Origin of the sequence: Streptomyces hoynatensis (assembly GCF_003626535.1) — a bacterium.
Classification (GTDB): domain Bacteria; phylum Actinomycetota; class Actinomycetes; order Streptomycetales; family Streptomycetaceae; genus Streptomyces; species Streptomyces hoynatensis.
The window spans coordinates 25,543-47,968 of sequence record NZ_RBAL01000003.1 but is presented as its reverse complement, the minus strand read 5'-3'; the positions used below and the strand labels follow the sequence as shown (position 1 = coordinate 47,968).

General features: G+C 73.2%; 20 protein-coding genes. 4 read left to right on the top strand and 16 right to left on the bottom strand.

Annotated elements, in window-relative coordinates; all coding sequences use genetic code 11:
- Positions 1-2 precede the first annotated feature (2 nt).
- Positions 3-524, bottom strand: coding sequence for a DUF948 domain-containing protein (locus tag D7294_RS06060; RefSeq protein WP_120676362.1), 522 nt, complete (start codon positions 522-524; stop codon positions 3-5).
- 220 nt (positions 525-744) lie between these two features.
- On the opposite strand from D7294_RS06060, the gene D7294_RS06055 reads away from it, so the two are divergent.
- A complete protein-coding gene (locus tag D7294_RS06055) occupies positions 745-3,084 on the top strand; it encodes an ATP-binding protein (RefSeq protein WP_120676360.1) in 2,340 nt (779 codons plus the stop codon).
- Here D7294_RS06055 and rpsD read toward each other — a convergent pair.
- Positions 3,072-3,683, bottom strand: a complete 612-nt coding sequence (gene rpsD, locus D7294_RS06050; RefSeq protein WP_120676358.1) for a 30S ribosomal protein S4 — start codon at positions 3,681-3,683, stop codon at positions 3,072-3,074. The two genes, D7294_RS06055 and rpsD, sit on opposite strands and share 13 nt — an antisense overlap.
- A gap of 56 nt (positions 3,684-3,739) precedes the next feature.
- On the opposite strand from rpsD, the gene D7294_RS06045 reads away from it, so the two are divergent.
- On the top strand, positions 3,740-4,594 hold the full coding sequence (locus D7294_RS06045; RefSeq protein ID WP_241562147.1) for a DUF2470 domain-containing protein: 855 nt from the start codon (positions 3,740-3,742) through the stop codon (positions 4,592-4,594).
- A 47-nt stretch (positions 4,595-4,641) separates the two neighbouring features.
- Here D7294_RS06045 and D7294_RS06040 read toward each other — a convergent pair whose 3' ends face one another.
- The 4 genes from D7294_RS06040 to D7294_RS06025 all read right to left on the bottom strand — a co-directional run bounded on the left by D7294_RS06040 (position 4,642) and on the right by D7294_RS06025 (position 8,851).
- Positions 4,642-6,018, bottom strand: a complete 1,377-nt coding sequence (locus D7294_RS06040; RefSeq protein ID WP_120676354.1) for a replication-associated recombination protein A — start codon at positions 6,016-6,018, stop codon at positions 4,642-4,644.
- Positions 6,019-6,085: 67 nt separating this feature from the next.
- Positions 6,086-6,724 (bottom strand): vitamin K epoxide reductase family protein, encoded by a 639-nt coding sequence (locus D7294_RS06035; protein WP_120676352.1) that lies wholly within the window; start codon positions 6,722-6,724, stop codon positions 6,086-6,088.
- A 139-nt stretch (positions 6,725-6,863) separates the two neighbouring features.
- Positions 6,864-8,126 carry a histidine--tRNA ligase gene (hisS, locus tag D7294_RS06030; RefSeq protein ID WP_120676350.1) on the bottom strand — a complete coding sequence of 421 codons (1,263 nt, stop codon included), beginning with the start codon at positions 8,124-8,126 and terminating at the stop codon, positions 6,864-6,866.
- 11 nt (positions 8,127-8,137) lie between these two features.
- Complete coding sequence (locus D7294_RS06025) at positions 8,138-8,851, bottom strand: MBL fold metallo-hydrolase (protein WP_120676348.1); 714 nt, start codon at positions 8,849-8,851, stop codon at positions 8,138-8,140.
- Between the two features lie 164 nt (positions 8,852-9,015).
- Between D7294_RS06025 and D7294_RS06020 the strand changes: the two genes are divergently transcribed.
- Together D7294_RS06020 and D7294_RS06015 are read left to right on the top strand one after the other, a co-directional pair.
- Positions 9,016-9,882, top strand: coding sequence for a peptidylprolyl isomerase (locus D7294_RS06020; RefSeq protein WP_120676346.1), 867 nt, complete (start codon positions 9,016-9,018; stop codon positions 9,880-9,882).
- A gap of 229 nt (positions 9,883-10,111) precedes the next feature.
- On the top strand, positions 10,112-11,341 hold the full coding sequence (locus D7294_RS06015) for a DUF349 domain-containing protein (RefSeq protein ID WP_120676344.1): 1,230 nt from the start codon (positions 10,112-10,114) through the stop codon (positions 11,339-11,341).
- A gap of 56 nt (positions 11,342-11,397) precedes the next feature.
- Here D7294_RS06015 and D7294_RS06010 read toward each other — a convergent pair whose 3' ends face one another.
- The 10 genes from D7294_RS06010 to pdxT all read right to left on the bottom strand — a co-directional run bounded on the left by D7294_RS06010 (position 11,398) and on the right by pdxT (position 22,414).
- Positions 11,398-13,848, bottom strand: a complete 2,451-nt coding sequence (locus tag D7294_RS06010) for a RelA/SpoT family protein (RefSeq protein WP_120676342.1) — start codon at positions 13,846-13,848, stop codon at positions 11,398-11,400.
- A gap of 221 nt (positions 13,849-14,069) precedes the next feature.
- Positions 14,070-14,633 (bottom strand): adenine phosphoribosyltransferase, encoded by a 564-nt coding sequence (locus D7294_RS06005; RefSeq protein WP_120677067.1) that lies wholly within the window; start codon positions 14,631-14,633, stop codon positions 14,070-14,072.
- 14 nt (positions 14,634-14,647) lie between these two features.
- Positions 14,648-15,835, bottom strand: coding sequence for a protein translocase subunit SecF (gene secF, locus D7294_RS06000; RefSeq protein WP_120676340.1), 1,188 nt, complete (start codon positions 15,833-15,835; stop codon positions 14,648-14,650).
- A gap of 1 nt (position 15,836) precedes the next feature.
- On the bottom strand, positions 15,837-17,747 hold the full coding sequence (gene secD, locus D7294_RS05995; RefSeq protein ID WP_422070662.1) for a protein translocase subunit SecD: 1,911 nt from the start codon (positions 17,745-17,747) through the stop codon (positions 15,837-15,839).
- A gap of 100 nt (positions 17,748-17,847) precedes the next feature.
- Positions 17,848-18,345: a preprotein translocase subunit YajC gene (gene yajC, locus D7294_RS05990; RefSeq protein WP_241562146.1), complete on the bottom strand. Its 498-nt coding sequence runs from the start codon at positions 18,343-18,345 to the stop codon at positions 17,848-17,850.
- 162 nt (positions 18,346-18,507) lie between these two features.
- Positions 18,508-19,581, bottom strand: a complete 1,074-nt coding sequence (gene ruvB, locus D7294_RS05985; protein WP_120676334.1) for a Holliday junction branch migration DNA helicase RuvB — start codon at positions 19,579-19,581, stop codon at positions 18,508-18,510.
- A 156-nt stretch (positions 19,582-19,737) separates the two neighbouring features.
- Positions 19,738-20,358 (bottom strand): Holliday junction branch migration protein RuvA, encoded by a 621-nt coding sequence (ruvA, locus tag D7294_RS05980; RefSeq protein ID WP_120676332.1) that lies wholly within the window; start codon positions 20,356-20,358, stop codon positions 19,738-19,740.
- The gene (gene ruvC / locus D7294_RS05975) at positions 20,355-20,909 is read right to left on the bottom strand and encodes a crossover junction endodeoxyribonuclease RuvC (protein ID WP_120676330.1); all 555 of its coding nucleotides are present in this window, start codon (positions 20,907-20,909) and stop codon (positions 20,355-20,357) included. Before ruvC ends, ruvA begins: the two co-directional genes overlap by 4 nt.
- 96 nt (positions 20,910-21,005) lie before the next feature.
- Entirely contained in the window at positions 21,006-21,758 is a 753-nt protein-coding gene (locus tag D7294_RS05970; RefSeq protein ID WP_120676328.1) for a YebC/PmpR family DNA-binding transcriptional regulator, read from the bottom strand.
- 86 nt (positions 21,759-21,844) lie between these two features.
- A complete protein-coding gene (pdxT, locus tag D7294_RS05965; RefSeq protein ID WP_120677065.1) occupies positions 21,845-22,414 on the bottom strand; it encodes a pyridoxal 5'-phosphate synthase glutaminase subunit PdxT in 570 nt (189 codons plus the stop codon).
- Positions 22,415-22,426: the final 12 nt, after the last annotated feature.

The following is a 22,426-nucleotide window of genomic DNA, read 5'->3' as shown; positions in this document are numbered from 1 at the left end:
GATCAGTCCTCTCCCCGGCGTCCCCGGCGCCCGGCGCGCCCCGTCCGCTCCGCGCGCCCCGTCGCCCGCGCCCGGCCGGCCTCCGCCGCGCGCCGGCCGGGGGCGTCCCGGCGGGGCGTGGGCAGCAGCCGGCCCGGAAGGACGCGCCCGGCCTGCGCCTGGGCGGGGGGCGCGGGCTCGCGGCGGCGGGAGAGCGCGCGGCGCACCCCGTAGCCGAAGGCGGCGACCTTGACCAGCGGGCCGCCGAAGGTGGAGGCGACGGTCGCGGACAGGGCGGAGGCGTTGGCGGCGACGTCCTGCACGTCGGAGGCGATGGTCTCCACGCGGTCGAGCTGCGTCTGGGCCGAGCGGACGGTGTCCGAGGCCTCGCCGAGCAGCGGGACCGCCTCCTCGGTCACGGCCGTCACCAGCCTCGTCGCCGCCCGCAGCGTCTGGGCCAGCCGGACCAGGACGACGGCGAGGAAGGAGACCAGGATCGCCCAGAAGACGGCCACCAGGAGGCCGGCCACTTCTCCACCGGACACGAACGCACCGCTTCCCTCGGATGGGTCTCGGACAGACGTCGGAATAACGCCTGGATTCGGCCTTCCGCGCGCCCTCGCGGAGGGCCCGTTCGGCGCGCGACGGCAGGTGAAGACCCTATCGCGCCCGGCGGGCGGACCTGTACCGCATTCCGCCGCGCTTGCCAAGGCCCACCGGCCGCAATTGTACGTTCTGCATATCGCCGAGTACGCTGCGTGTTTCATGCGAGGCTTTCAGGGCTCCGAGCCTCCGGCTCGGGAGACTCCGGGGACCGGACACCGGCCGGGCAACCTTCCCGCGGAGCTGACCACGTTCATCGGCCGCCAGCAGGAAATCAGCGCGATAAAGCGCCAGTTGGCGAGATCACGGCTGGTGACGGTGACCGGGGTCGCGGGCGCGGGAAAGTCCAGGTGCGCGGTCGAGACCGCACGCCAATTGCAGGAACGCTTCTCCCACGGGGTCTGGCTGGTCGAGCTGGCCACGCTCCGGGACCCGGAACTGCTGGAGCACGCCGTGGTGGAGGCCCTGGGCGTGGTGGACCAGGTGCCCCGGCCGCCGCTGGTCACCCTCGTCGAGCACCTGGCGGACCGGCGGCTCCTGCTCGTGCTCGACGGCTACGACCACCTCGTCGAGCCCTGCGCGGAGATGGTGCACGAACTCCTGCGGCGGGCGCCGCGGCTGCGGGTGCTCACCGCCGGGCGCCGGCCCCTGGGCGTGGCGGGGGAACGGCTCTTCCCGCTGGAGCCGCTGGGCGCCCCCGCCCCCCGGCCCCTGCCGGCCCCGCGCGAGGACTCCCCCGCCACCCTGGAGGTGGTGGCCGCGGCCCCGGTGGCCCTGGAGGACGGGGACGCGGCGGCCGAACTCGGCGAGGCCGCCGCGCTGTTCGCCGAGCGCGCGGCGGCGGTGCTGCCCGGCTTCGCGGTCACCGCGGCCAACCGGCGCCAGGTGGCGGAGGTCTGCCACCGCCTCGACGGCATCCCGCTGGCGATCGAGCTGGCCGCGAGCCGCCTGCGGACGCTCTCGCTCGACCAGATCCTCAGCCGCCTCGACGACCGCTTCCGGCTGCTGATCGGCGGCAGCAGGGGCGCGCCGCCCCACCACCAGACCCTGCGCACGGCGGTGGGCTGGAGCCACGAGCTGTGCACGCCGCAGGAGCGGCTGCTGTGGGCCAGGCTGTCGGTGTTCGCCGGGCACTTCGAGCTGGAGGCGGCCGAATACGTCTGCTCCAGCCCGGAGTTGCCGGCCGAGGAGATCCTGGACGTGCTCACCGAACTGGTGGCCCAGTCGGTGGTGACCAGGGAGGACGCGCCCTCCGGCGTGCGGTACCGGATGCTGGGCACGCTGCGGGCGTACGGCGCGGACTGGCTGGAGGCCAGCGGGGACGCGGAGCGGCTGCGGCGCCGGCACCGCGACTGGTGCACCGGCCTGGTCACCTGGTGCGAGCTGGAGTGGTTCAGCCCCAGGCAGGCCGAGGTGGCGCTGCGGATCAACGACGAGATGCCGAATCTGAGGGCCGCGCTCGAATTCGCCCTCGAGGACGACGAGGACGGCCGCTTCGGCCTCTACCTGGCGGCCACGCTGTGGTTCTGCTGGGTGGGCTGCGGGCGGCTCGCCGAGGGGCGGCACTGGCTGGACCGGGCGCTCGAACTGGCCACCGACCACGAGGAGACCCGGCTGAAGGCGCTGTGGGTGGCCGGCTATGTGGCGGTGCTCCAGGGCGACACGGTGGCGGCGCTGACGGTGCTGCACGAGTGCCGGGAGGGCGCCGAGCGCACCGGGAACGCCAGGGCCGCCGCGTACAGCACCCACCTGACCGGCTGCATCGCGCTGATCGGCGACGAGATGGAGCGGGCCGAGGCGCTGCTGCGCGACGCGCTCGACAGGTACGAGAAGATCGGCGAGCTCACCAGCAACGTGCTGATGGCCAGGTGCGAACTCGCCATGGCCATCGCCTTCCAGGGGGATTTGGCGCTGGCCGTCGGGATCTGCGAGGAGGTGCGGCAGGCCTGCGAGGACCACGGCGAGCAGTGGGCCAAGACCTACGCGCTGTACGTGCTGGGGTTCTCCGCCTGGCACCGGGGAGACACCCCGGCGGCCAAGGAGATGCTGCACGAGAGCCTGCGGGTGGCGCACGCCTTCCGCGACCTGGTCAGCACCGTGCAGGCCCTGGAACTGCTCGCCGGGATCACCGCGAGCGAGGGCGATCCGGTGGAGGCGGCGGTGCTCCAGGGCGCGGCCGGGCGGCTGTGGCGGTCGGTGGGCATGCCGCTCTTCGGCTCCGAGTTCTTCAACGCGCCGCACATCCACTGCGAACGGCAGGTGCGCGAGCGGCTCGGCCCCGCCAGGTACCGCGAGTACCTGCGGCAGGGCGAGCGTCTGGACGCGGACGCGGCCGTGGCGCGGGTGCTGTACGGGCGGGGGCGGCCGAGCGCCGTCGCCTCCCCGCGGGCCGAGGGCGAGCGGGAGCGGCTGGCCGTGGGCGAGTCGGCGCGGCGGCTTCCGCTGCCGCCCGCGCCGAGGCCGGACGACGAGTCGGCGGGCGGCGCGCCTCAGCGGGCGTAGAACTCGACGACCAGCTGCTCGTCGCAGACGACCGGGATCTCCGCGCGCTGGGGGTCCCGGTCCAGCCTGAAGGCCAGCGCCTCCAGGTTGACCTGCAGGTAGCGCGGGGTCTCGCCCTCGCCCGCGTAACCGCCCTCCCGGGCGACGAGGAAGGGGTGCTTGGCGCGGCTGCGCTCGCGCACGGTGACGACGTCCTCGGGGCGGACGCGGAAGGAGGGCTTGTCCACCTTGCGGCCGTTGACCGCGAGGTGGCCGTGCACGACCATCTGCCGGGCCTGGTAGATGGTGCGGGCGAGGCCGGAGCGCAGCACGAGCGCGTCCAGGCGCCGTTCGAGCTCGATGATCAGCGCCTCGCCCGTCTTGCCCTGCACCTTGCGGGCGCGCTCGTAGGCCCTGACCATCTGGCGCTCGCTGATGTCGTACTGGGCGCGCAGCCGCTGCTTTTCCAGCAGCCGGACCTTGTAGTCGCTGCTCTGCTTGCGCCCGCGGCCGTGCTGGCCCGGCGGGTAGGGGCGCGCCTCGAAGTACTTGACGGCCTTCGGGGTCAGCGCGACGCCGAGCGCACGCGACTTCTTGATCTTGGGACGCGACTGGTTCACGGGGAACGATCCTCCATGTAAGTTAGGTAAGGCTTACCTTAGCTGAGGAGTGCGCGATGACTCGACCCGGGACCCACGACCCCGGCACAGGACCACGAGGCCGGGGGGTGGGGCAGCCGCATCCCCAGGAGCCGGAAGGCGCCGCGCGGCGGCCGTCCGCCGCCGAACGCGTGCGCACCCTCGTCGAGTCGAGCGCCTCCGCGAGCCTGGGTATTCCCGGCCACGAGCCGGGCGAGGGCGCGGGGACGCCCGGGCAGGGCACACCGGCCTCGCGGGCCGTCGTCCCCTCGGGCGACATCCACCTGCTGCTGCCCGCGAGTTCGCCCGTCGCCAGGGCCACCGTGCGGGCGGCGGGCGAGGAGGTCCCTGCGGTGCTGGAACTCACCGACGTCGCCCCCGTCGCGGTGCCCCACCGCATCCGGGGCCGGGCCCGGGTGTCGGGCTGGCTCACCGCCCTTCCCGGGGCGGGCGCCGAGGCGGCGGGCGCCGGGCTGCCGGCCGACCCCGCCGGGCCCCTCGCAGGGCCGGGCTGGGCCCTGCTGCGCCTGGAGGTCGGCGAGGCGTACACGGACGACCTGTGGGGCGCGGAGCACGTCGAGCCGGACGAGTTCGCCGAGGCGGCGGCCGACCCGCTCGCCCGCCACGAGACGGAGCTGCTCCAGCACCTGGCCGCCGCGCACGAGGAGCAACTCCAGTCGCTGTGCTCGCTGTTGCCCGAGATCTGCGGCATGCTGCCGTCGGCCCGCCCGCCGCGGGTCGCCCCGCTGAGCCTGGACCGCTTCGGCCTGCGGGTGCGGCTGTGCCACGGCGGCTCCTGCATCGACGCGCGCTTCGAGTTCCCCGAGCCCGTCCAGGACGTCACGCGCCTGCGCCGGGCCATGCGCCACCTCTTCGAGGCCGCCGCCGGCTGAGCCTCCCGCCGGGGCCCGCGGCCGGTCCCCGCCGGGAGGCGGCCGGCTCAGTCCGGGCCGCCCTGCTCCCCCGGCTTCTCCCCGGCGAGCCGGGCCCGGACCCGCTGCAGCACCTCCGCGTACCTGGCCTCGGCCCCGTGCCGCGTCGGCCGGTAGTACCGCTTGCCGTGCACCGCGTCGGGCGCGTACTGCTGGGCCGCGATGCCGCCCGGCAGGTCGTGCGGGTACTGGTACCCCTCGCCGTGGCCGAGCTTCGCCGCGCCGCGGTAGTGGCTGTCCCGCAGGTGCGGCGGCACGGGCCCGGCCAGGCCCGCCCGCACGTCGGCCTGCGCCTGGCCGATGGCGGTCACCACCGCGTTCGACTTGGGGGCGAGGGCGAGCGCGATGGTCGCGTGGGCGAGCGTGAGGGCCGCCTCCGGGAAGCCGATCATCGCCACCGCCTGGGCCGCGGCCACGGCGGTCTGCAGCGCCGCCGGATCGGCCAATCCGATGTCCTCGCTCGCGGAGATCATCAGCCGGCGGGCGATGAACCGCGGGTCCTCCCCCGCCTCGATCATCCGGGCCAGATAGTGCAGCGCGGCGTCCACGTCCGAGCCGCGGACGGACTTGATCAGGGCGCTGGCCACGTCGTAGTGCTGGTCGCCGTCCCGGTCGTAGGTGACGGCCGCGCGGTCCACCGCCTCCTCCAGGGTGGCCAGGGTGAGCTCGGACTCGCCCTTGGCCAGCGCCGCCCCGGCCCCGGCCTCCAGCGCGGTCAGCGCCCGGCGGGCGTCCCCGCCCGCTATCCGCAGCAGGTGCGCCTCGCTGTCGGCCGGCAGCGCGACCGCTCCGCCCAGGCCGCGCTCCTCGGCGACGGCCCGGCGCAGCAGGGCCCGCACGTCCTCCTCGGTCAGCGGCTCGAGCGTCAGCAGCAGCGACCTGGACAGCAGCGGCGAGATCACCGAGAAGTACGGATTCTCCGTGGTGGCGGCGATCAGGGTGACCCAGCGGTTCTCCACCGCGGGCAGCAGCGAGTCCTGCTGGGCCTTGCTGAAGCGGTGGATCTCGTCGAGGAAGAGGACGGTCTCCTTGCCGTAGGCGCCCAGGGAGCGGCGGGCGCCGTCGATGACCGCCCGCACCTCCTTCACGCCCGCGGTGATGGCCGAGAGCTCGACGAACCTCCGGTCCGTCGCCTGGCTGACCACGTAGGCGAGGGTGGTCTTGCCGGTGCCGGGAGGGCCCCACAGCAGCACCGAGGAGGGACCCGCAGGTCCCCCGCCGCGCTCGCCGACGAGGCGGCGCAGCGGCGATCCCGGCCGCAGCAGGTGGCGCTGGCCCACCACCTCGTCCAGGGAGGTCGGCCGCATCCGCACGGCCAGCGGCCGGGCGGCCGGGTCCCGCTCGGCGCGCTCCTCGGCCGCCGCGGTGAACAGATCGGGTTCCACGTCGTCCGACCCTAAGCCACGCCACCGACAGCGCGCGGCCGGGCCGGGCCGGCCGCCCAGGCAGCGGTCAGCCGGTCCAGAAGTCCCACCAGCGGGTGAGCACCATCATCCCGATGATGCCGATGTGCACCGCGGGCAGCAGCCAGTGGAACTCCCCCATCAGCTCCTTGACGCCCGAGGGAGCCGGCAGGTGCCCCTGCCGCACGTTGTGCAGCGTCGTGTACCAGAACATGAGGATGGTGGCGACCCAGGCCAGGCAGCACCACAGGCACAGCGCGTTGATCTCGTACAGCGACTGGTACTGGAGCCAGGTGCAGAAGCCGACGCCGAAGAGGGTGCCGAACTCCAGCCCCAGCCAGAACCACCGCCGGAAGCGGGCCCCGGCGAGCACCCCCATGCCGATGGCGACCACGACGCCGTAGGTCGCGAGCCCCAGCATCGGGTTGGGGAAGCCGAAGGCGGAAGCCTGGTCGCTCTTCATCACCGAGCCGCAGGACACCACAGGATTCAGGCTGCACGCGGGGGTGAAGTCCGGGTCTTCGAGAAGGTGGAACTTGTCCAGCGTGATGACCCAGGAGGCGAGCAGCCCGGCGAAGCCGGTGATCACCAGGAGCAGGGCGTAGCCCCGGCCGGCGCCCACGTCACGTTGCCCGCGACGCTGTGCCTCGCCGCTCCTGCGGTCCTCGTCCACCGCCGATGTCGCCATGTCGTCCGTCCGCTCCGTCTCGGGTACGGCTTCCATTCTGCACCAGTGACCCCACGATCACGCCGGGTGCGTCAACGGCGGGGAACCGCCCCCGGCCACGGGAGGCCGGGGCGCGGACCGCCGGGAAGCCGCCCCGGGCTCAGCCGAGGCGGCGGGTGAGCTCGGTCACGACCGCGTCCAGCGCGACCGCCTCCTGCTCTCCGCTCTCCAGGTCCTTCAGCTGGGCCACCCCGGCGGCCAGGTCCCGCTCCCCGGCCACCAGGGCGTAGCGGGCGCCGCTGCGGTTGGCCAGCCGCATGGCCGCCTTGACGCTCCGGCCGCCATACGCCAGGTCGGCGGCGACCCCGGCCCGCCGCAGCTCGGTGACCAGCGCGAACACCCTGCGCCCCGCCTCCTCGCCGAGCGGCACGGCGAAGACGTCGGTGGCGGCGGGCAGGTCGAGGTCCACGCCCTCGGCCCGCAGCGCAAGCACGGTGCGGTCCACGCCGAGCGCCCAGCCCACCGAGGGCAGCGGCGGGCCGCCGATCATCTCCGAGAGCCCGTCGTACCTGCCGCCGCCGCCCACCGCGGACTGGGCGCCGAGCCCGTCGTGGACGAACTCGAAGGTGGTGCGGGTGTAGTAGTCGAGGCCGCGGACCAGCCTGGGGTCGTCCGTGAACGCCACCCCCGCGGCGTCCACCAGCTCCCTCACCCGCTCGTGGTACTCCTTGCACGCCTCGCACATGTGGTCACGCATCATCGGGGCGCCGGCGAGCTGACGCTGCACCTCGGGGCGCTTGTCGTCCAGGACCCGCAGCGGGTTGATCTCGATGCGGGCGCGGGTCTCCTCGTCCAGGTCGAGACCGCGCAGGAAGTCCTGGAGGACGGCCCGGTAGCCGGGACGGCACGCGCGGTCGCCCAGGGAGTTGAGCAGCAGCCTGACCCCGCCCAGGCCGAGGGAGCGGTAGGCGTCGGCGGCCAGGATGATCAACTCGGCGTCGACCGCGGGGTCCTCCACGCCGATGGCCTCCGCGCCGACCTGCGAGAAGTGGCGGTAGCGCCCCGCCTGCGGCCGCTCGTAGCGGTAGTAGGTGCCGGAGTACCAGAGCTTGACCGGCAGGCCGCCCGCCCGGTGGAGATTGGCCTGCAGGGCGGCCCGCAGCACGGAGGCGGTGCCCTCGGGCCGCAGCGCGAGGCGGTCGCCGCCCTTGGTGGTGAGGGTGTACATCTCCTTGGTCACGATGTCGGTGGACTCGCCGACGCCGCGGGAGAACAGCTCGACGTGCTCGAAGCCGGGCGTCTCGACGTAGCCGTAGCCGGCCCGGCGCAGGGGCGCGGACAGCGCCTCGCGCACGGCGAGGAAGGCGGCGGAGTCCGGCGGGATCAGGTCGTACGTGCCCTTGGGGGCGGAGAAGCTACTCACGGAAGGTTTCTTCACATTCCTCGTCGCGGGGCCGCGTCCTCGGCGGCCCCGGGGCCGGCGGCCAGTCCCCGCAGGAACGGGTTGGTGGCGCGCTCGCGGCCGATGGTGGTCTGCGGGCCGTGCCCGGCGAGCACCACGGTCGAGTCGTCCAGCGGCAGGCAGACGCGGGCCAGCGACCGCAGGATCTCGGCGTGGTCCCCGCCGGGGAGATCGGTGCGTCCGATGGAGCCGGCGAACAGCAGGTCGCCCGAGAACAGGACCGGCGGGATGTCGGCCCGTTCGGGCAGCCGGAAGGTCACCGACCCCTTGGTATGGCCCGGGGCGTGCGCGACCGAGAACTCGAGACCGGCCAGCGCGAGGCTGCCGCCGTCGGTCAGCTCCCGCAGGTCGTCCGGCTCGCCCACCGTGAGGTCGCCGAGCAGCGGCAGGCCGACGCTCATGCCGATCGCCGCGGCCGGGTCCTTCAGCATGTGGCGGTCGGCCGGGTGCAGCCAGGCGGGGACGCCGTGCGCCCCGCACACGGGAAGGACCGAGGCGACGTGGTCGAGATGCCCGTGGGTGAGAATGACGGCCACCGGCTTCAGCCGGTGCCTGGCGATGGTCTCCTCGACTCCGGGGGCGGCCTGGTGACCGGGGTCCACGATCACGCACTCCTCGCCGGCGGCGGGAGCGATCAGGTAGCAGTTGGTCCCCCAGGCACCGGCGGGGAAGCCAGCGATCAGCACCGGTCGTCCTTCGATCGTCGTCCTGGCCGACGTGTTGGCATGGTCGGCGGCGGGTCGCCCGGCCAAGAGCCTACCGGCGACGGTGCGGCGGGGGCGAACCCGTATACGGTGACGCAGGCGGGGTCTGGTCGCCAGTCGAGACAGGTCGAGACGAGGGAGACGCGGTGGTCAGCAAGGAACAGCGTCGGAAACAGCTCGCGCGCGCGAAGTGGGAAAGGCAGCAGGAGCGGCGCACCGACCGGGCACGCCGGGGCCGCAGGCGCCGGGTGGCCCTGGCCGTGCTGCTGGTGCTGCTCGTCGCGGGCGGCAGCACCGCGCTCGTGCTGCTGAACGAGGACGACTCGGCGGGCGGCCAGGACGCGGCCAACGCGACGGACGAGCCGACGGCGGAGGCCACCGAGTCCGCAGAACCGGTCGAGGACCCCTGCGCCGAGCCCGAGCCGGGCGACCCCTCCACCGGGCAGTGGGACGCCGAGCCCGAGATGACGGTGGACACGGACGCCGACTACGTGATGCGGCTCGCCACCACCTGCGGGGACATCGAGATCACGATGGACGCCGCCGCCGCCCCGCACACGGTGAACTCCTTCTCCTTCCTGGCCGGTGAGGGCTACTTCGACCACTCCCGCTGCCACCGGCTGGTCACCGAGGGCATCTACGTCCTGCAGTGCGGGGACCCGCAGGGCACGGGGGCGGGCGGCCCCGGCTACACCATCCCGGACGAGAACCTGGACGACCCCGACGTCGCCGACGGGATCTACCCGGCGGGCACGGTGGCGATGGCGAACCAGTACAACGCGGCGGACGGCAGCGGGCGCGACAGCGGGGGCAGCCAGTTCTTCATCGTGTACCAGGACAGCCAACTGCCGCCCGACTACACGCCGTTCGGCAGGGTGACGGCCGGCGAGGACGTGCTGCAGACGATCGCGGCCGCCGGCGCGGCCGCGCCGGACCCGACGACGGGGAACACGGCGCCCAACGCCACCGTCGTGATCAACGAGGCGACGGTGGAGCCCGCCGGGCAGGGCTGAGAGCGGAATCCGCGGCGGCCCGCCCGTGGCCCCGGCACCCGTGCGGGATCACAAGTTTCCGCATCACAAGGTGCGGACAGCCGGGCGGGCTGTCGCCTATGTTGGCGTTGTGTAGGGTGCCTGCGCCGGTCAGGCGGCCGGACGTCCGGCCGACCGGCACGAGGACTCACGAGGACTGTGGACGATGCCGGGGCGTCAGCCCGTCGCGCGCATCAAACGAGGAGGCGCTGTGAGCAGCGAGCCGTGGGGCCGCGTTGACGAGACGGGGACCGTATACGTGCGGACGGCGGACGGGGAGAAGGTCGTCGGCTCCTGGCAGGCGGGCTCCCCGGGGGAGGCTCTCGCCTATTTCGAGCGCAAATACGAGGGTCTGGTCGTGGAGATCGGCCTGCTCGAGCGCCGGGTGAAGACCACCGATCTGTCCGCCAAGGACGCGATGACGGCCATCGGGCACCTTCGGGAGCAGGTGGACGAGGGGCACGCGGTGGGCGACCTGGCCGCGCTCGGCCGGCGGCTCGACGAGCTGGTGGCCGCGGTCGAGTCGCGGCGCGAGGAGCGCAAGGCCGCCAGGGCGCGGCAGTCGGAGGAGGCCAGGGCCGCCAAGGAGGCGCTGGTCGCCGAGGCGGAGGAGCTGTCGCTCAGCGAGCAGTGGCGGTCGGCGGGCGAGCGGCTGCGGGCCCTGGTCGACACCTGGAAGGGCCTGCCGCGGCTGGACCGCAAGACCGACGACGAGCTCTGGCACCGCTTCTCCCAGGCGCGTTCGGCCTTCTCCAAGCGCCGCAAGTCGCACTTCGCGGCGCTCGACGCGCAGCGCGAGGAGACCAGGCGGCGCAAGGAGAAGCTGATCGCCGAGGCCGAGTCCCTCTCCGACTCCAGGGATTGGGGCCCGACCGCGGCCCGTTACCGCGAGCTGATGCGGGAGTGGAAGGCGGCGGGCCGGGCGCAGCGGGACGCCGAGGAGGACCTGTGGACCAGGTTCAGGGCGGCGCAGGACGTCTTCTTCCAGGCCAGGAGCGAGGCGTTCGTCGAGCGTGACGCCGAGCAGCGGGACAACCTGGCGCGCAAGGAGGAGCTGGCGGCGGAGGCGGAGAAGCTGCTTCCGGTCACCGACCTGCGCGCCGCCAGGTCCGCGCTCCGGTCGATCAACGAGCGCTGGGAGGCGATCGGCCACGTGCCCAGGGAGGCGCGGGCGGGGATCGAGGGCCGCCTGCACGCGGTGGAGCGGGCCGTCGCCGAGGCCGAGGAGGCCGAGTGGCGCCGCACCAACCCCGAGGCCAGGGCCAGGGCCGAGGGCCTGACCGGCCAGCTCCAGGACGCGGTGGACCGGCTGCGGGAGCAGGTCGAGCGGGCCAGGGCGGCCGGGAACGCGGCCAAGGCGCAGAAGCTGGAGCAGGAGCTCGCCGGGCGGCAGGCGCTGCTCGACCAGGCGCTGAAGGGGCTCCAGGAGTTCGGGGGCTGAGCGGGGGCTGCCCGGCGCGGCGGCGGTGGCGGGCCCGCACCGCCGCCGCGGCGCGTTCAGGGCCTGCGCGCCGAGGTCACCCGGTAGACGTCGTAGACGCCCTCGACGCCCCGCACGGCCTTCAGGACGTGGCCCAGGTGCTTGGGGTCGCCCATCTCGAAGGTGAAGCGGGAGGTGGCGACCCGGTCCCGGGAGGTCTGGACCGCGGCGGAGAGGATGTTGACGTGCTGGTCGGACAGGACCCGCGTGACGTCGGAGAGCAGCCGTGACCGGTCGAGCGCCTCGACCTGGATGGCGACCAGGAAGACCGAGGACTGGGTGGGCGCCCACTCGACGTCGAGTATCCGCTCCGGTTCGCGGGCCAGGGAGTCGACGTTCAGGCAGTCGGCGCGGTGCACCGAGACGCCGTTGCCACGGGTGACGAAGCCGATGATGGGGTCGCCGGGGACGGGGGTGCAGCAGCGGGCGAGCTTGACCCACACGTCCTCGACGTCCTTGACCACCACGCCCGGGTCGGCGCTGGAGCGGCGTTTGCCCCTGGTGGGCACCGGCGGCACGGCCTCGGCGAGGTCCTCGCTCGCCGCCTCCTCGCCGCCCTGGGCCTGCACCAGCTTCTGCACCACGTGGGGCGCGGAGACGTGGCCCTCGCCGATGGCCGCGTACAGGGAGGAGATGTCGGGGTAGCGCATCTCGTGGGCGAGGGTGACCAGCGCGTCCCCGCTGAGCACGTGCTGGATGGGGAGGTTCTGCTTGCGCACCGCGCGGGCGATGGCGTCCTTGCCCTGCTCGATGGCCTCGTCGCGGCGTTCCTTGGAGAACCAGCCGCGGATCTTGTTGCGCGCCCGTGGGGACTTGACGAAGCCGAGCCAGTCGCGGGAGGGGCCCGCGCCGTCGGCCTTGGAGGTGAAGATCTCGACGGTGTCGCCGTTGTCCAGGGTGGATTCGAGCGGCACGAGCCTGCCGTTGACCTTCGCGCCTATCGTGCGGTGGCCGACCTCGGTGTGCACGGCGTAGGCGAAGTCGACCGGGGTGGCCCCCGCGGGCAGCGCGATGACGTCGCCCTTGGGCGTGAAGACGAAGACCTCGTTGCGCGAGAGGTCGAAGCGCAGGGACTCCAGGAACTCCCCCGGGTCCTCCGTCTCCTTCTGCCAGTCGAGGAGCTGACGCAGCCAGGCCATGTCGTCGACGGTGCTGCGGCCGCCCTTCTTCTCCCCCTTCTTCGGGGTGTCCGAGCGGACCTTCGAGGAGCCGGCCACGGCCTGCTGCTTGTACTTCCAGTGCGCCGCGATGCCGAACTCGGCCCTGCGGTGCATGTCGAAGGTGCGGATCTGGAGCTCCACCGGCTTGCCGCCCGGGCCGATCACCGTGGTGTGCAGCGACTGGTACATGTTGAACTTCGGCATCGCGATGTAGTCCTTGAACCGCCCCGGCACCGGGTTCCACCGGGCGTGCACGGTGCCGAGCGCCGCGTAGCAGTCGCGGACGGTGTCGACGAGGACGCGGATGCCCACCAGGTCGTAGATCTCGGCGAAGTCCCGCCCGCGGACGATCATCTTCTGGTAGACGCTGTAGTAGTGCTTGGGGCGGCCGGTGACGGTGGCCTTGATCCGGGCGCCGCGCAGGTCGGCCTGCACCTCGTCGATGACGGTGGCCAGGTACTCGTCGCGCTTGGGCGCCCGCTCGGCGACCAGGCGGACGATCTCGTCGTACATCTTGGGGTAGAGGATGGCGAAGGCCAGGTCCTCCAGCTCCCACTTGATGGTGTTCATGCCCAGGCGGTGGGCGAGCGGCGCGTAGATCTCCAGCGTCTCGCGGGCCTTCTGCTCCTGCTTCTCGCGCTTGAGGAAGCGCATCGTGCGCATGTTGTGCAGCCGGTCGGCCAGCTTGATGACCAGGACCCTGGGGTCCTTGGCCATGGCGACGACCATCTTGCGCACGGTCTCGGCCTGCGCGGCCTCCCCGAACTTGACCTTGTCGAGCTTGGTGACGCCGTCGACGAGCAGCGCCACCTGGTCGCCGAAGTCGCGGCGCAGCGCGTCGAGGCCGTACTCGGTGTCCTCGACGGTGTCGTGCAGCAGCCCGGCCATCAGGGTGGCGGCGTCCATGCCGAGCTCGGCGAGGATCGTGGTGACGGCCAGCGGGTGCGTGATGTACGGGTCGCCGCTCTTGCGCTTCTGCCCGCGGTGCCAGCGCTCGGCGACCTGGTAGGCCCGCTCGATCTGGCGCAGCGGCGCGGTGTCGCCCTTGGGATCGTTGGCCCGCACCACCCGCAGCAGCGGCTCGAGGACGGGGTTGTACGGGCTCGAACGCTGGACGCCGAGCCGGGCGAGCCGCGCCCGCACCCGGTTGGAGGAGCCGGAGCGGCCGGAGACCCCGGAGACGGCCGGCGCGGAGGGGGTGCCCTGGGACTGGTGGCGGGCGTCCGCGCCGTCCCGCCGGCCGAGGGTGGGGGACGGCTTGGCGTTCTTCCGCTGGGCCGAGGCGAGCGGCTGGGCGTCGTCAGGCAAGGGCACTCCTTTACGGGCCCGTACTCCCCGCCGGTGGGGGGCCGGGAGAGGGGGCGGTCCTTGGGGGCCGTGGACGGCCGTCGGGAGGGTCCGGCCGGGTAACGATCGGACTGCCATGGTAACGAGCCCGGGCAAATGGCTCCCGCTCAACCGGCGCATGCGCGGGGGCGCCCACCTCGCGGTGCGCGCCCCCGTGGATGTGCGAGCGGATGCGGACGACCTCAGACGGTGACCAGCGCCTGGTAGGGGGCGCCGTCGAGGGCGGCGCGCACCCGTGAGGCGCCGCCGAGGAAGGACAGCTCCATCAGCACTCCGAGGCCGGCCACCGTGGCGCCCGAACGGCTGATCAGCCGCAGGGATGCCTCGGCGGTCCCCCCGGTCGCCAGCACGTCGTCGATGACGAGCACCCGGTCCTGCGCGGTCAGGTCCTCGGCGTGGATCTCCATCTCGGCGCTGCCGTACTCGAGGTCGTAGGACTGCGACAGGGTGGCGCCCGGCAGCTTGCCGGCCTTGCGGACCGGGACGAAGCCGAGCCCGGCCCTGACCGCGACCGGGGCGGCGAGGATGAAGCCGCGCGCCTCCAGGCCCACGACCTTGGTGGCGCCCTGCTCCGTGGCGAACGCGGCCAGCGCCTCCGTCAGCGCGCCGAAGGCCACCGGGTCCGCCAGCAGCGGGGTGATGTCCTTGAAGACGATCCCCGGCTTCGGGTAGTCCGCGACGTCGCGGATGCGGCCGAGCAGCAGCGCGGCGAGCTCCTCGCGCGAGGCCGCGGCCCGGGTGGACATGTCCGTCACGCCGCTCACCGCCGCTTGCCCGAGGGACGGCCGCGCCCGCGGGTGCGGGAGACCGGCTGCCGGCGGGGACCGCGCGCGGGCGCGGGGCCGCCGGAGCCCGCGCCGCCGCCGGCGCCCACCCCGGCCGCCGGCGCCGGGCCCGCGGCCTCGGCGTCCGGCGCGTCGGACTCCTCCTCGGCCGCACCGGCCTCCTCGGCCGCCGCGGCCTTCGCCGGCTCCTCCTCGCGCTTGGCCCGCTTGGCGAGCACCCGCTTGTCGGTCGCCTTGATGTCCGGCTCGCGCATCTTCAGGTCGGCCACCAGCGGGGTGGCGATCATGATCGAGGAGTACGCGCCCGCGGAGAGGCCGACGAACAGCGAGAGGGCGATGTCGTTGAGCATGCCGCCGCCGAGCAGGCCGCCGCCGATGAAGAGCAGCGCCGCCACGGGCAGCAGGGCCACGACCGAGGTGTTGATCGACCGGACCAGCGTGCCGTTGAGGCTGCGGTTGGCCAGCTCGGCGTAGGTGAACCTGGTCTGCTTGGCGAAGCCCCGGGTCTGCTCCTTGAGGCCGTCGAAGACCACGACCGTGTCGTAGAGCGAGTAACCGAGGATCGTCAGCAGGCCGATCACCGTGCCCGGGGTGACCTCGAAGCCGACGAGGGCGTAGACGCCGACCGTGATCGTGAGGTCGTGGATCAGCGCGATCAGCGCGGCGAGCGCCATGCGCCACTCGAAGGCCACGGCCAGGTAGATCACGACGAGGACCAGGAAGATGATCAGGCCCCGCCACGCCTTGTCGGCGATCTGGTCGCCCCAGCTGGGGCCGATCACCTCGGCGTTGAGGTCGTCCGTCGGGATGCCCAGCTCCTCGGCCAGGGCCGCCCGGGTCTCGTTCGACTGGTCGGTGTCCAGGCCGCTGACCTGGATACGCATCGCGCCGTCGTCGCCCAGCGTCTGGACCAGCGCGCTGCTGCCCGAGGTCTCCTCGGCGACGTGCCTGGCGTCCTCGACCGAGACGTCGGTGGCCGGGGTGGTGAAGACCGCGCCGCCCTCGAACTCGACGCCCATCACGAGCCCGCGGACCATGAAGCCCGTGAAGGCGAGGACGGTGATCAGGAGCGAGATGCAGTACCAGATCCGCCGCCTGCCGACGAAGTCGACGCCGACCTCACCGCGGTAGAGCCTGGCACCCATTGCGCCGAGCCGTGACATCTCACGCCTCCTTCGCGTCGGACGGAACGGGGACGGGACGGCGGCCGCGCAGCGGCGGGGTGGCGGACAGCCTCTTGGGGTCGAGGCCGGACCAGGAGTGCCCGGAGGAGAAGAACCTCCGGCGCGCCAGCACGGTCATCAGCGGCTTGGTGAACAGGAAGACGACCACCACGTCCAGGACCGTCGTGAGCCCGAGCGTGAACGCGAAGCCCTGCACCTTGCCGACCGTGACGGTGAAGAGCACCGCCGCGGCGAGGAACGAGACGAAGTCGGAGACCAGGATCGTGCGCCTCGCGCGCGGCCAGGCGCGCTCGACCGCGGGCCGCAGGCTGCGGCCCTCCCTGATCTCGTCCCTTATCCGTTCGAAGTACACGATGAACGAGTCGGCCGTGATGCCGATGGCAACGATCGCGCCGCAGACGGCCGGGAGGTTCAGCGCGAAGCCGATCGTGGGGCCGAGCAGCGCCATGATCGTGTAGGTCAGGATGCTGGAGACGACCAGGCTGAGGATCGCGATGATCGACAGGCCGCGGTAGTACAGCACCACGTAGCCCACGACCAGGGCGAGGCCGATGGCGCCCGCGATCAGGCCGGCCCGCAGCTGCTCCTGGCCCAGGGTCGGGGAGACCGTGGAGACGCTGGCCTCCTCGAAGGTCAGCGGAAGGGCGCCGTACTTGAGGATGTTCGCCAGGTCCTTGGCGGAGTCCTGGTCGAAGTTGCCGTAGATCTCGGCGCTGCCACCGCCGAGCCGCTCGTGGACGGCCGGGGCGGAGACCACCTCGCCGTCGAGCACGATGGCGAACTGGTTCTGCGGGTCGGTCTGGCTCGACAGCTCCTCGGTGACGTCGGCGAACTTGTCGGCGCCCGAGTTGTTGAACTCCATCTGCACGATCCAGCCCTGGCCCTGCTGGGTGTCGTACACGGCGTTCGCGTCGCTGACGTCGGTGCCGGGCACCGCCACGGGGCCGAGCACGTACTTGTAGGTGCCGTCCTCGTCACAGGCGACGACGTTCTCCTCGTCGTCGGCCTGGCCGGCGGCCCGGCTGGCCTGCAGGCGGGAGGCCTCGGTGGAGCAGTCGAGGTCGTCGAGCTGCTGCTGGAGCGCCTGGGCGTCCGCGGCGGCGTCGCCCTCGTTCCCGTCGCCGGTGCTCTCGTCGGTGGCGTCCTCGCCGCTCCCCGAGTCCGTGCTGTCGGCGTCGGGCGTCCCGGAGGCGTCGGGGCTCTCGGAGCCGGTGGAGTCGTCGCTGTGGTACGCGGCGAAGTCTGCGGTGGCGGCGGAGTCACCCGCGCCGGGGGCCTGGAGGCTCTGCGCCGACTCCTCGTCGGAGGTGGACTCCTCGTCCGAGGGGGACTCGCTGCCCGTGGCCTCGTCGTCGCTCGGCGACTCGGAGTCGCTCGGGGACTCGGAGCTGCCCGGGGACTCGGAGCTGCTCGGGGACTCGGAGGACGAGGGCTCCTCACTGGCGGAGGCGTCGGCGAGGGTGGCGGAGAGGACCGGGCGGAAGCCCAGCTCGGCGGTGGTGCCGACCTGCTCCCGCGCCTCCTTCTCGTCACTGCCCTTGGGGATGTTGACGATGATGTTCCGGTCGCCCTGGGTCTGGACCTCGGCCTCCGAGACGCCAAGGCCGTTGACCCGGCGTTCGATGATGTTGACCGCGGTGTTGAGGTTCGTCGAATTGATCGCGTCCTCGTGACCCTCCTCGGCCACGGCGGAGAGCGTGATGCTCGTGCCGCCGGCGAGGTCGATGCCCAGCCGTGGCGTGGTGTGACCGGAGAGGAACATCCCTCCGGACAGCCCCACCATGACCACCAGAATCAGGAGCAGAGCCCTGCCGGGCCGGCCGCCCTGGGCTCGCCGGGACCCGAGATCCCTCCTGCGTGAGGACCTGAGGCCCTTCTTCGGTGTCGCCACCTTCTCGTCTTCTCTCTGTCCAAGGACCGCGCCAGGTGAACGCCGCGCGGCTCAGGGGGGTGACTGACGGACGTGCCGGACTGCGCGCCGGCCGCCGCGTTCAGGACTTGGTCCCGTGCTCGCCGTCGTTGTCGTTCCCGGAAACCTCGGTCTCGGCGTCCTGCTCGCTTTCCGCGGCATCGCCGCCCGCCGCGGCGTCGGCGTTCTCGCTTTTGCCCAGCTCCACCCGGTCGCCGGCGGCGTCCCCCGCCTCCTCGGCCTCGATCAGCGAGGAGGCGTCGTCCGGCACCTGGACGGACTCGTCCTCGAAAGGCGATTCGCCGTTGACGATGCGCTCGTACTCCTCGGCGTCGAGGATCGCGCCCACGGCGCTCTTCGCATAGACGGCGTGGAGGCCGGGCGCGATCTCAAGCAGCACGGTGTCCTCGCGGACCTCCTTGACCAGCGCGTACATGCCGCCGATGGTCCTCACGCCAGTGCCCGGCTCCATGGCGTCGCGCATCTGGGCGGCCTGACGCTGCCGGTTTCTGGCCGACCGGGACATGAGGTACATGACGCCGACGAGCACAATGATGGGGAACAGAAACGCGATATCCACGGTGGAGGAAATTCCTTTGCATGGCCACTGCCGCGACCAGGTATCCGGTGGTGGGCATGCCATCGCTGAATCGGATGGCAACGGCGGAGTCTAGGCGAGGCTGCGCCAGGGGAACAACGTCCAGGATCGTATCGGAGTTCCACGGACGGAATTTCGCCGCCGTCACGTCCCGAACAGTCCCTCTTGTCCGCCCGCCTGTCCTCCCGCGGCCGTCTGTGGCGGGGGCGTGAGCCCCAGGTGCCGCCAGGCGGCCGGGGTCGCCACACGCCCGCGCGGAGTACGGGCGAGCAACCCCTCCCTGACGAGGAAGGGCTCGGCGACCTCTTCCACTGTCTCACGCTCCTCGCCGACCGCGACGGCCAGCGTGGAGAGCCCCACCGGCCCGCCGCCGAAGAGCTTCAGCAGGGCGTGCAGCACGGCCCGGTCGAGCCGGTCGAGCCCCAGGTCGTCGACCTCGTAGACGGCCAGCGCCCGGGCCGCCGTGTCCTTCGTCACCACCCCGTCGGCCCGGACCTGGGCGTAGTCGCGGACCCGGCGCAGCAGCCGGTTGGCGATCCTGGGGGTGCCGCGGGAGCGGCCCGCGATCTCGGCCGCCCCGTCCCCGGTGACCTCCACGCCCAGCAGCCCGGCCGAGCGGTGCACCACGCGCTCCAGCTCCGCGGGCGCGTAGAACTCCATGTGCCCGGTGAAGCCGAAGCGGTCGCGCAGCGGGGGCGGCAGCAGCCCGGCCCTGGTGGTCGCGCCGACCAGCGTGAAGGGCGGGAGCTCCAGCGGGATGGCGGTGGCGCCCGGCCCCTTCCCGACGACCACGTCGACGCGGAAGTCCTCCATCGCCATGTACAGCATTTCCTCGGCGGGCCTGGACATCCGGTGGATCTCGTCGAGGAAGAGGACCTCGCCCTCGGTCAGCGAGGACAGGATCGCGGCCAGGTCGCCCGCGTGCTGGATGGCCGGGCCCGAGGTGATGCGGATCGGCGCCCCCATCTCGGCCGCGATGATCATGGACAGGGTGGTCTTGCCCAGGCCAGGGGCCCCGGAGAGCAGCACGTGGTCGGCGGTGCCGCCGCGGGCGCGCGCCGCGCGCAGCACCAGGTCCAGCTGCTCGCGGACCCTGGTCTGGCCGATGAACTCGCCGAGGTCCTTGGGCCGCAGCGCGGCCTCGACCGCGAGGTCCTCCCCGTCGGCGGCGGAGCCCACCAGCCGCTCGGCCCCGGCCTGGCTCTCCTCCCGGCTCACGGCCTGCCGCCCCGGGCGGGCGCGCGGCGGCCGTGGCCTGGCGCGGCGTGGGCGGGTGCGCCGGGCGGTGGCGGGGGCATCTCGGCTCCTTCGTACGGGTGAGGCGGGTGGGTCCCGTTCCCCGGGCGGCGGGCCGCCCGGGAGCGCCTGGGGCGGCTAGCGGGATCGCTGGAGGGTCTGGAGGGCGGCGCGCAGCAGCCCGGAGATCTCGGGCGGCGCTCCCTGGGCGGCGGCCCGCTCGGCCTGCGGGGCGACGGCGGACACGGCGCGCTCGGCCTCCCGGGGCGCGTACCCCAGGCCGGTGAGGGCGTCGAGCAGCTGCTCGCGCCAGCCGGCGACGGCGGCCGGGCCGGCCGCGGAGGCCGCGGCCCCCACCGGCTCGCCGAGCCGGTCCCTGAGCTCGAGCAGCAGCTTCTGGGCGCCCTTCCTGCCGATGCCGGGAACGGCGGTGAGCGCCTTCTCGTCGCCGGTGGACACGGCCAGCCGCAGCGCGTCCGGGCTGTGCACGGCGAGCATCGCCTGGGCGAGCCTGGGCCCGACCCCGCTCGCGGTCTGCAACAGCTCGAACACCTGCCGCTCGTCCTCCTCGGCGAAGCCGTAGAGGGTGAGGGAGTCCTCCCGGACGACGAGGGAGGTGGCCAGCCTGGCGGTCTGCCCGAGGCGCAGCCCGGCGAGGGTGCCCGGGGTGCACTGGACGGCGACGCCGATGCCGCCGACCTCGACCACGGCCGAGTCGGGGGCGAGCGCGGCGACCCGCCCGGAAACGAAGGCGATCATGAGGAGGTGGTGCCCTTCGGGGAGGGGGCGGCCGGGGCGCGGCGCGCCGCCGCCCAGGCCTGCTGGAGCCTGCTTTGGGCCGGGGCCCGCCAGATGTGGCAGATGGCGAGGGCGAGCGCGTCGGCGGCGTCGGCGGGCCTGGGCGGCGCGTCCAGCCGCAGCAGCCTGGCCACCATCGCCCCGACCTGGGCCTTCTCGGCGCGGCCCGAGCCGGTGACGGCCGCCTTGACCTCGCTGGGGGTGTGCAGGGCGACGGGGAGGCCGCGGCGCGCGGCGCACAGCATGGCCACGGCGCTCGCCTGCGCGGTGCCCATCACGGTGCGCACGTTGTGCTGGCTGAAGACGCGCTCGACCGCGACCACCTCGGGGCGGTGCGCGTCGAGCCACTCCTCGATGCCGCGCTCGACGAGCACCAGCCGCTCGGCCACCTCGGCGTCCGCGGGGGTGCGCACCACTCCCACGTCCGCCATGCGCAGCCTGCGCCCGGGCAGCCCCTCGACGACGCCGAGGCCGCATCTCGTCAATCCGGGGTCAACGCCCAGCACCCGCACCGGCCGCCCCTCCCTCGCTCGCCTTGTCCGCCCGGCCGTTCGGCAGGCTATCGCCAGGCACCGACAATCCGCCGGAACGGCCCGGGGGCGCGGGAGTTACGCCTCGACCTTGGCCATGATCTCGTCGGCGACGTCGAAGTTGGCGAAGACGTTCTGCACGTCGTCGCTGTCCTCCAGGGCGTCGATGAGCCGGAAGATCTTGCGGGCGCCCTCCTCGTCCAGCTCCACCTGCATGGTGGGGATGAAGCTGGCCTCCGCCGAGTCGTAGTCGATGCCGGCGTCCTGGAGGGCGGTACGGACGGCCACCAGGTCGGCCGCCTCGCTGACCACCTCGAAGGACTCGCCCAGGTCGTTGACCTCCTCGGCGCCCGCGTCGAGGACCGCGCCGAGCACGTCGTCCTCGGAGAGCTCGCCCTTGGGCACGATCACGACGCCCTTGCGGTTGAACAGGTAGGACACCGAGCCCGGGTCGGCCATCGAGCCGCCGTTGCGGGTCATGGCGACGCGCACGTCGGAGGCGGCGCGGTTGCGATTGTCGGTCAGGCACTCGATCAGGACCGCGACGCCGTTGGGGCCGTAGCCCTCGTAGGTGATCGTCTGGTAGTCGGCGCCGCCCGCCTCGAGGCCGGCGCCGCGCTTGACGGCGCGGTCGATGTTGGTGTTGGGCACCGAGCTCTTCTTGGCCTTCTGGATGGCGTCGTAGAGCGTGGGATTGCCCTCCGGGTCACCACCGCCCGTTCGCGCAGCGACCTCGATGTTCTTGATCAGCTTCGCGAACAGCTTGCCGCGCTTGGCATCGATCACGGCCTTCTTGTGCTTGGTGGTTGCCCACTTGGAGTGGCCGGACACTGCGCTGCTCCTTCGATGTCACCAGAACTTCAACCGACAGATCTTCAACCGACTTCCGTCAACGAGGCGATCCTACCGGCCGTCACCTACCCCGCCGCGCGCACCATCTCCGTGAACAGCGCGTGCACGCGGTGGTCGCCGGTGAGTTCGGGGTGGAAGGCGGTGGCGAGCAGGTTGCCCTGGCGCACGGCCACCGGGTGCCCGTCGTACTCGGCGAGCGCCTCGGCCGCCGCGCCGAGGGACTCCACCCAGGGCGCGCGGATGAACACGCCCTCGACGGGGCCGCCCGCCACGCCTGCGACCTCGACCGCGGCCTCGAAGGACTCGTTCTGCCGGCCGAAGGCGTTGCGCCGCACGAGCATGTCGATGCCGCCGACGGTCTCCTGGCCCGAGCGCGGATCGAGGATCTTGTCCGCGAGCATGATCATGCCCGCGCAGGAGCCGTAGGCCGGCATCCCGGCGCGCACCCGCTCGCGCAGCGGCTCCAGCAGGCCGAAGGCGTGCGCCAGCTTGGAGATCGTGGTGGACTCCCCGCCCGGGATCACCAGCCCCCGTACGGCGGCCAGCTCCTCGGGCCGCCGCACGGGCACGGCCTGTGCGCCCGCGGCGGCCAGGGCGGTCAGGTGCTCCCTGACGTCGCCCTGGAGCGCGAGCACCCCGACGCGGGG

What these genes read in the sequence shown, in the direction of transcription:
- D7294_RS06055 (WP_120676360.1), top strand. Translation starts at nt 745, where the DNA reads ATGCGAGGCTTTCAGGGCTCCGAGCCTCCGGCTCGGGAGACTCCGGGG.
- D7294_RS06045 (WP_241562147.1), top strand. Translation starts at nt 3,740, where the DNA reads ATGACTCGACCCGGGACCCACGACCCCGGCACAGGACCACGAGGCCGG.
- D7294_RS06035 (WP_120676352.1), bottom strand. Translation starts at nt 6,724, where the DNA reads ATGGCGACATCGGCGGTGGACGAGGACCGCAGGAGCGGCGAGGCACAG.
- D7294_RS06005 (WP_120677067.1), bottom strand. Translation starts at nt 14,633, where the DNA reads ATGTCCACCCGGGCCGCGGCCTCGCGCGAGGAGCTCGCCGCGCTGCTG.
- secF (WP_120676340.1), bottom strand. Translation starts at nt 15,835, where the DNA reads ATGTCACGGCTCGGCGCAATGGGTGCCAGGCTCTACCGCGGTGAGGTC.
- ruvA (WP_120676332.1), bottom strand. Translation starts at nt 20,358, where the DNA reads ATGATCGCCTTCGTTTCCGGGCGGGTCGCCGCGCTCGCCCCCGACTCG.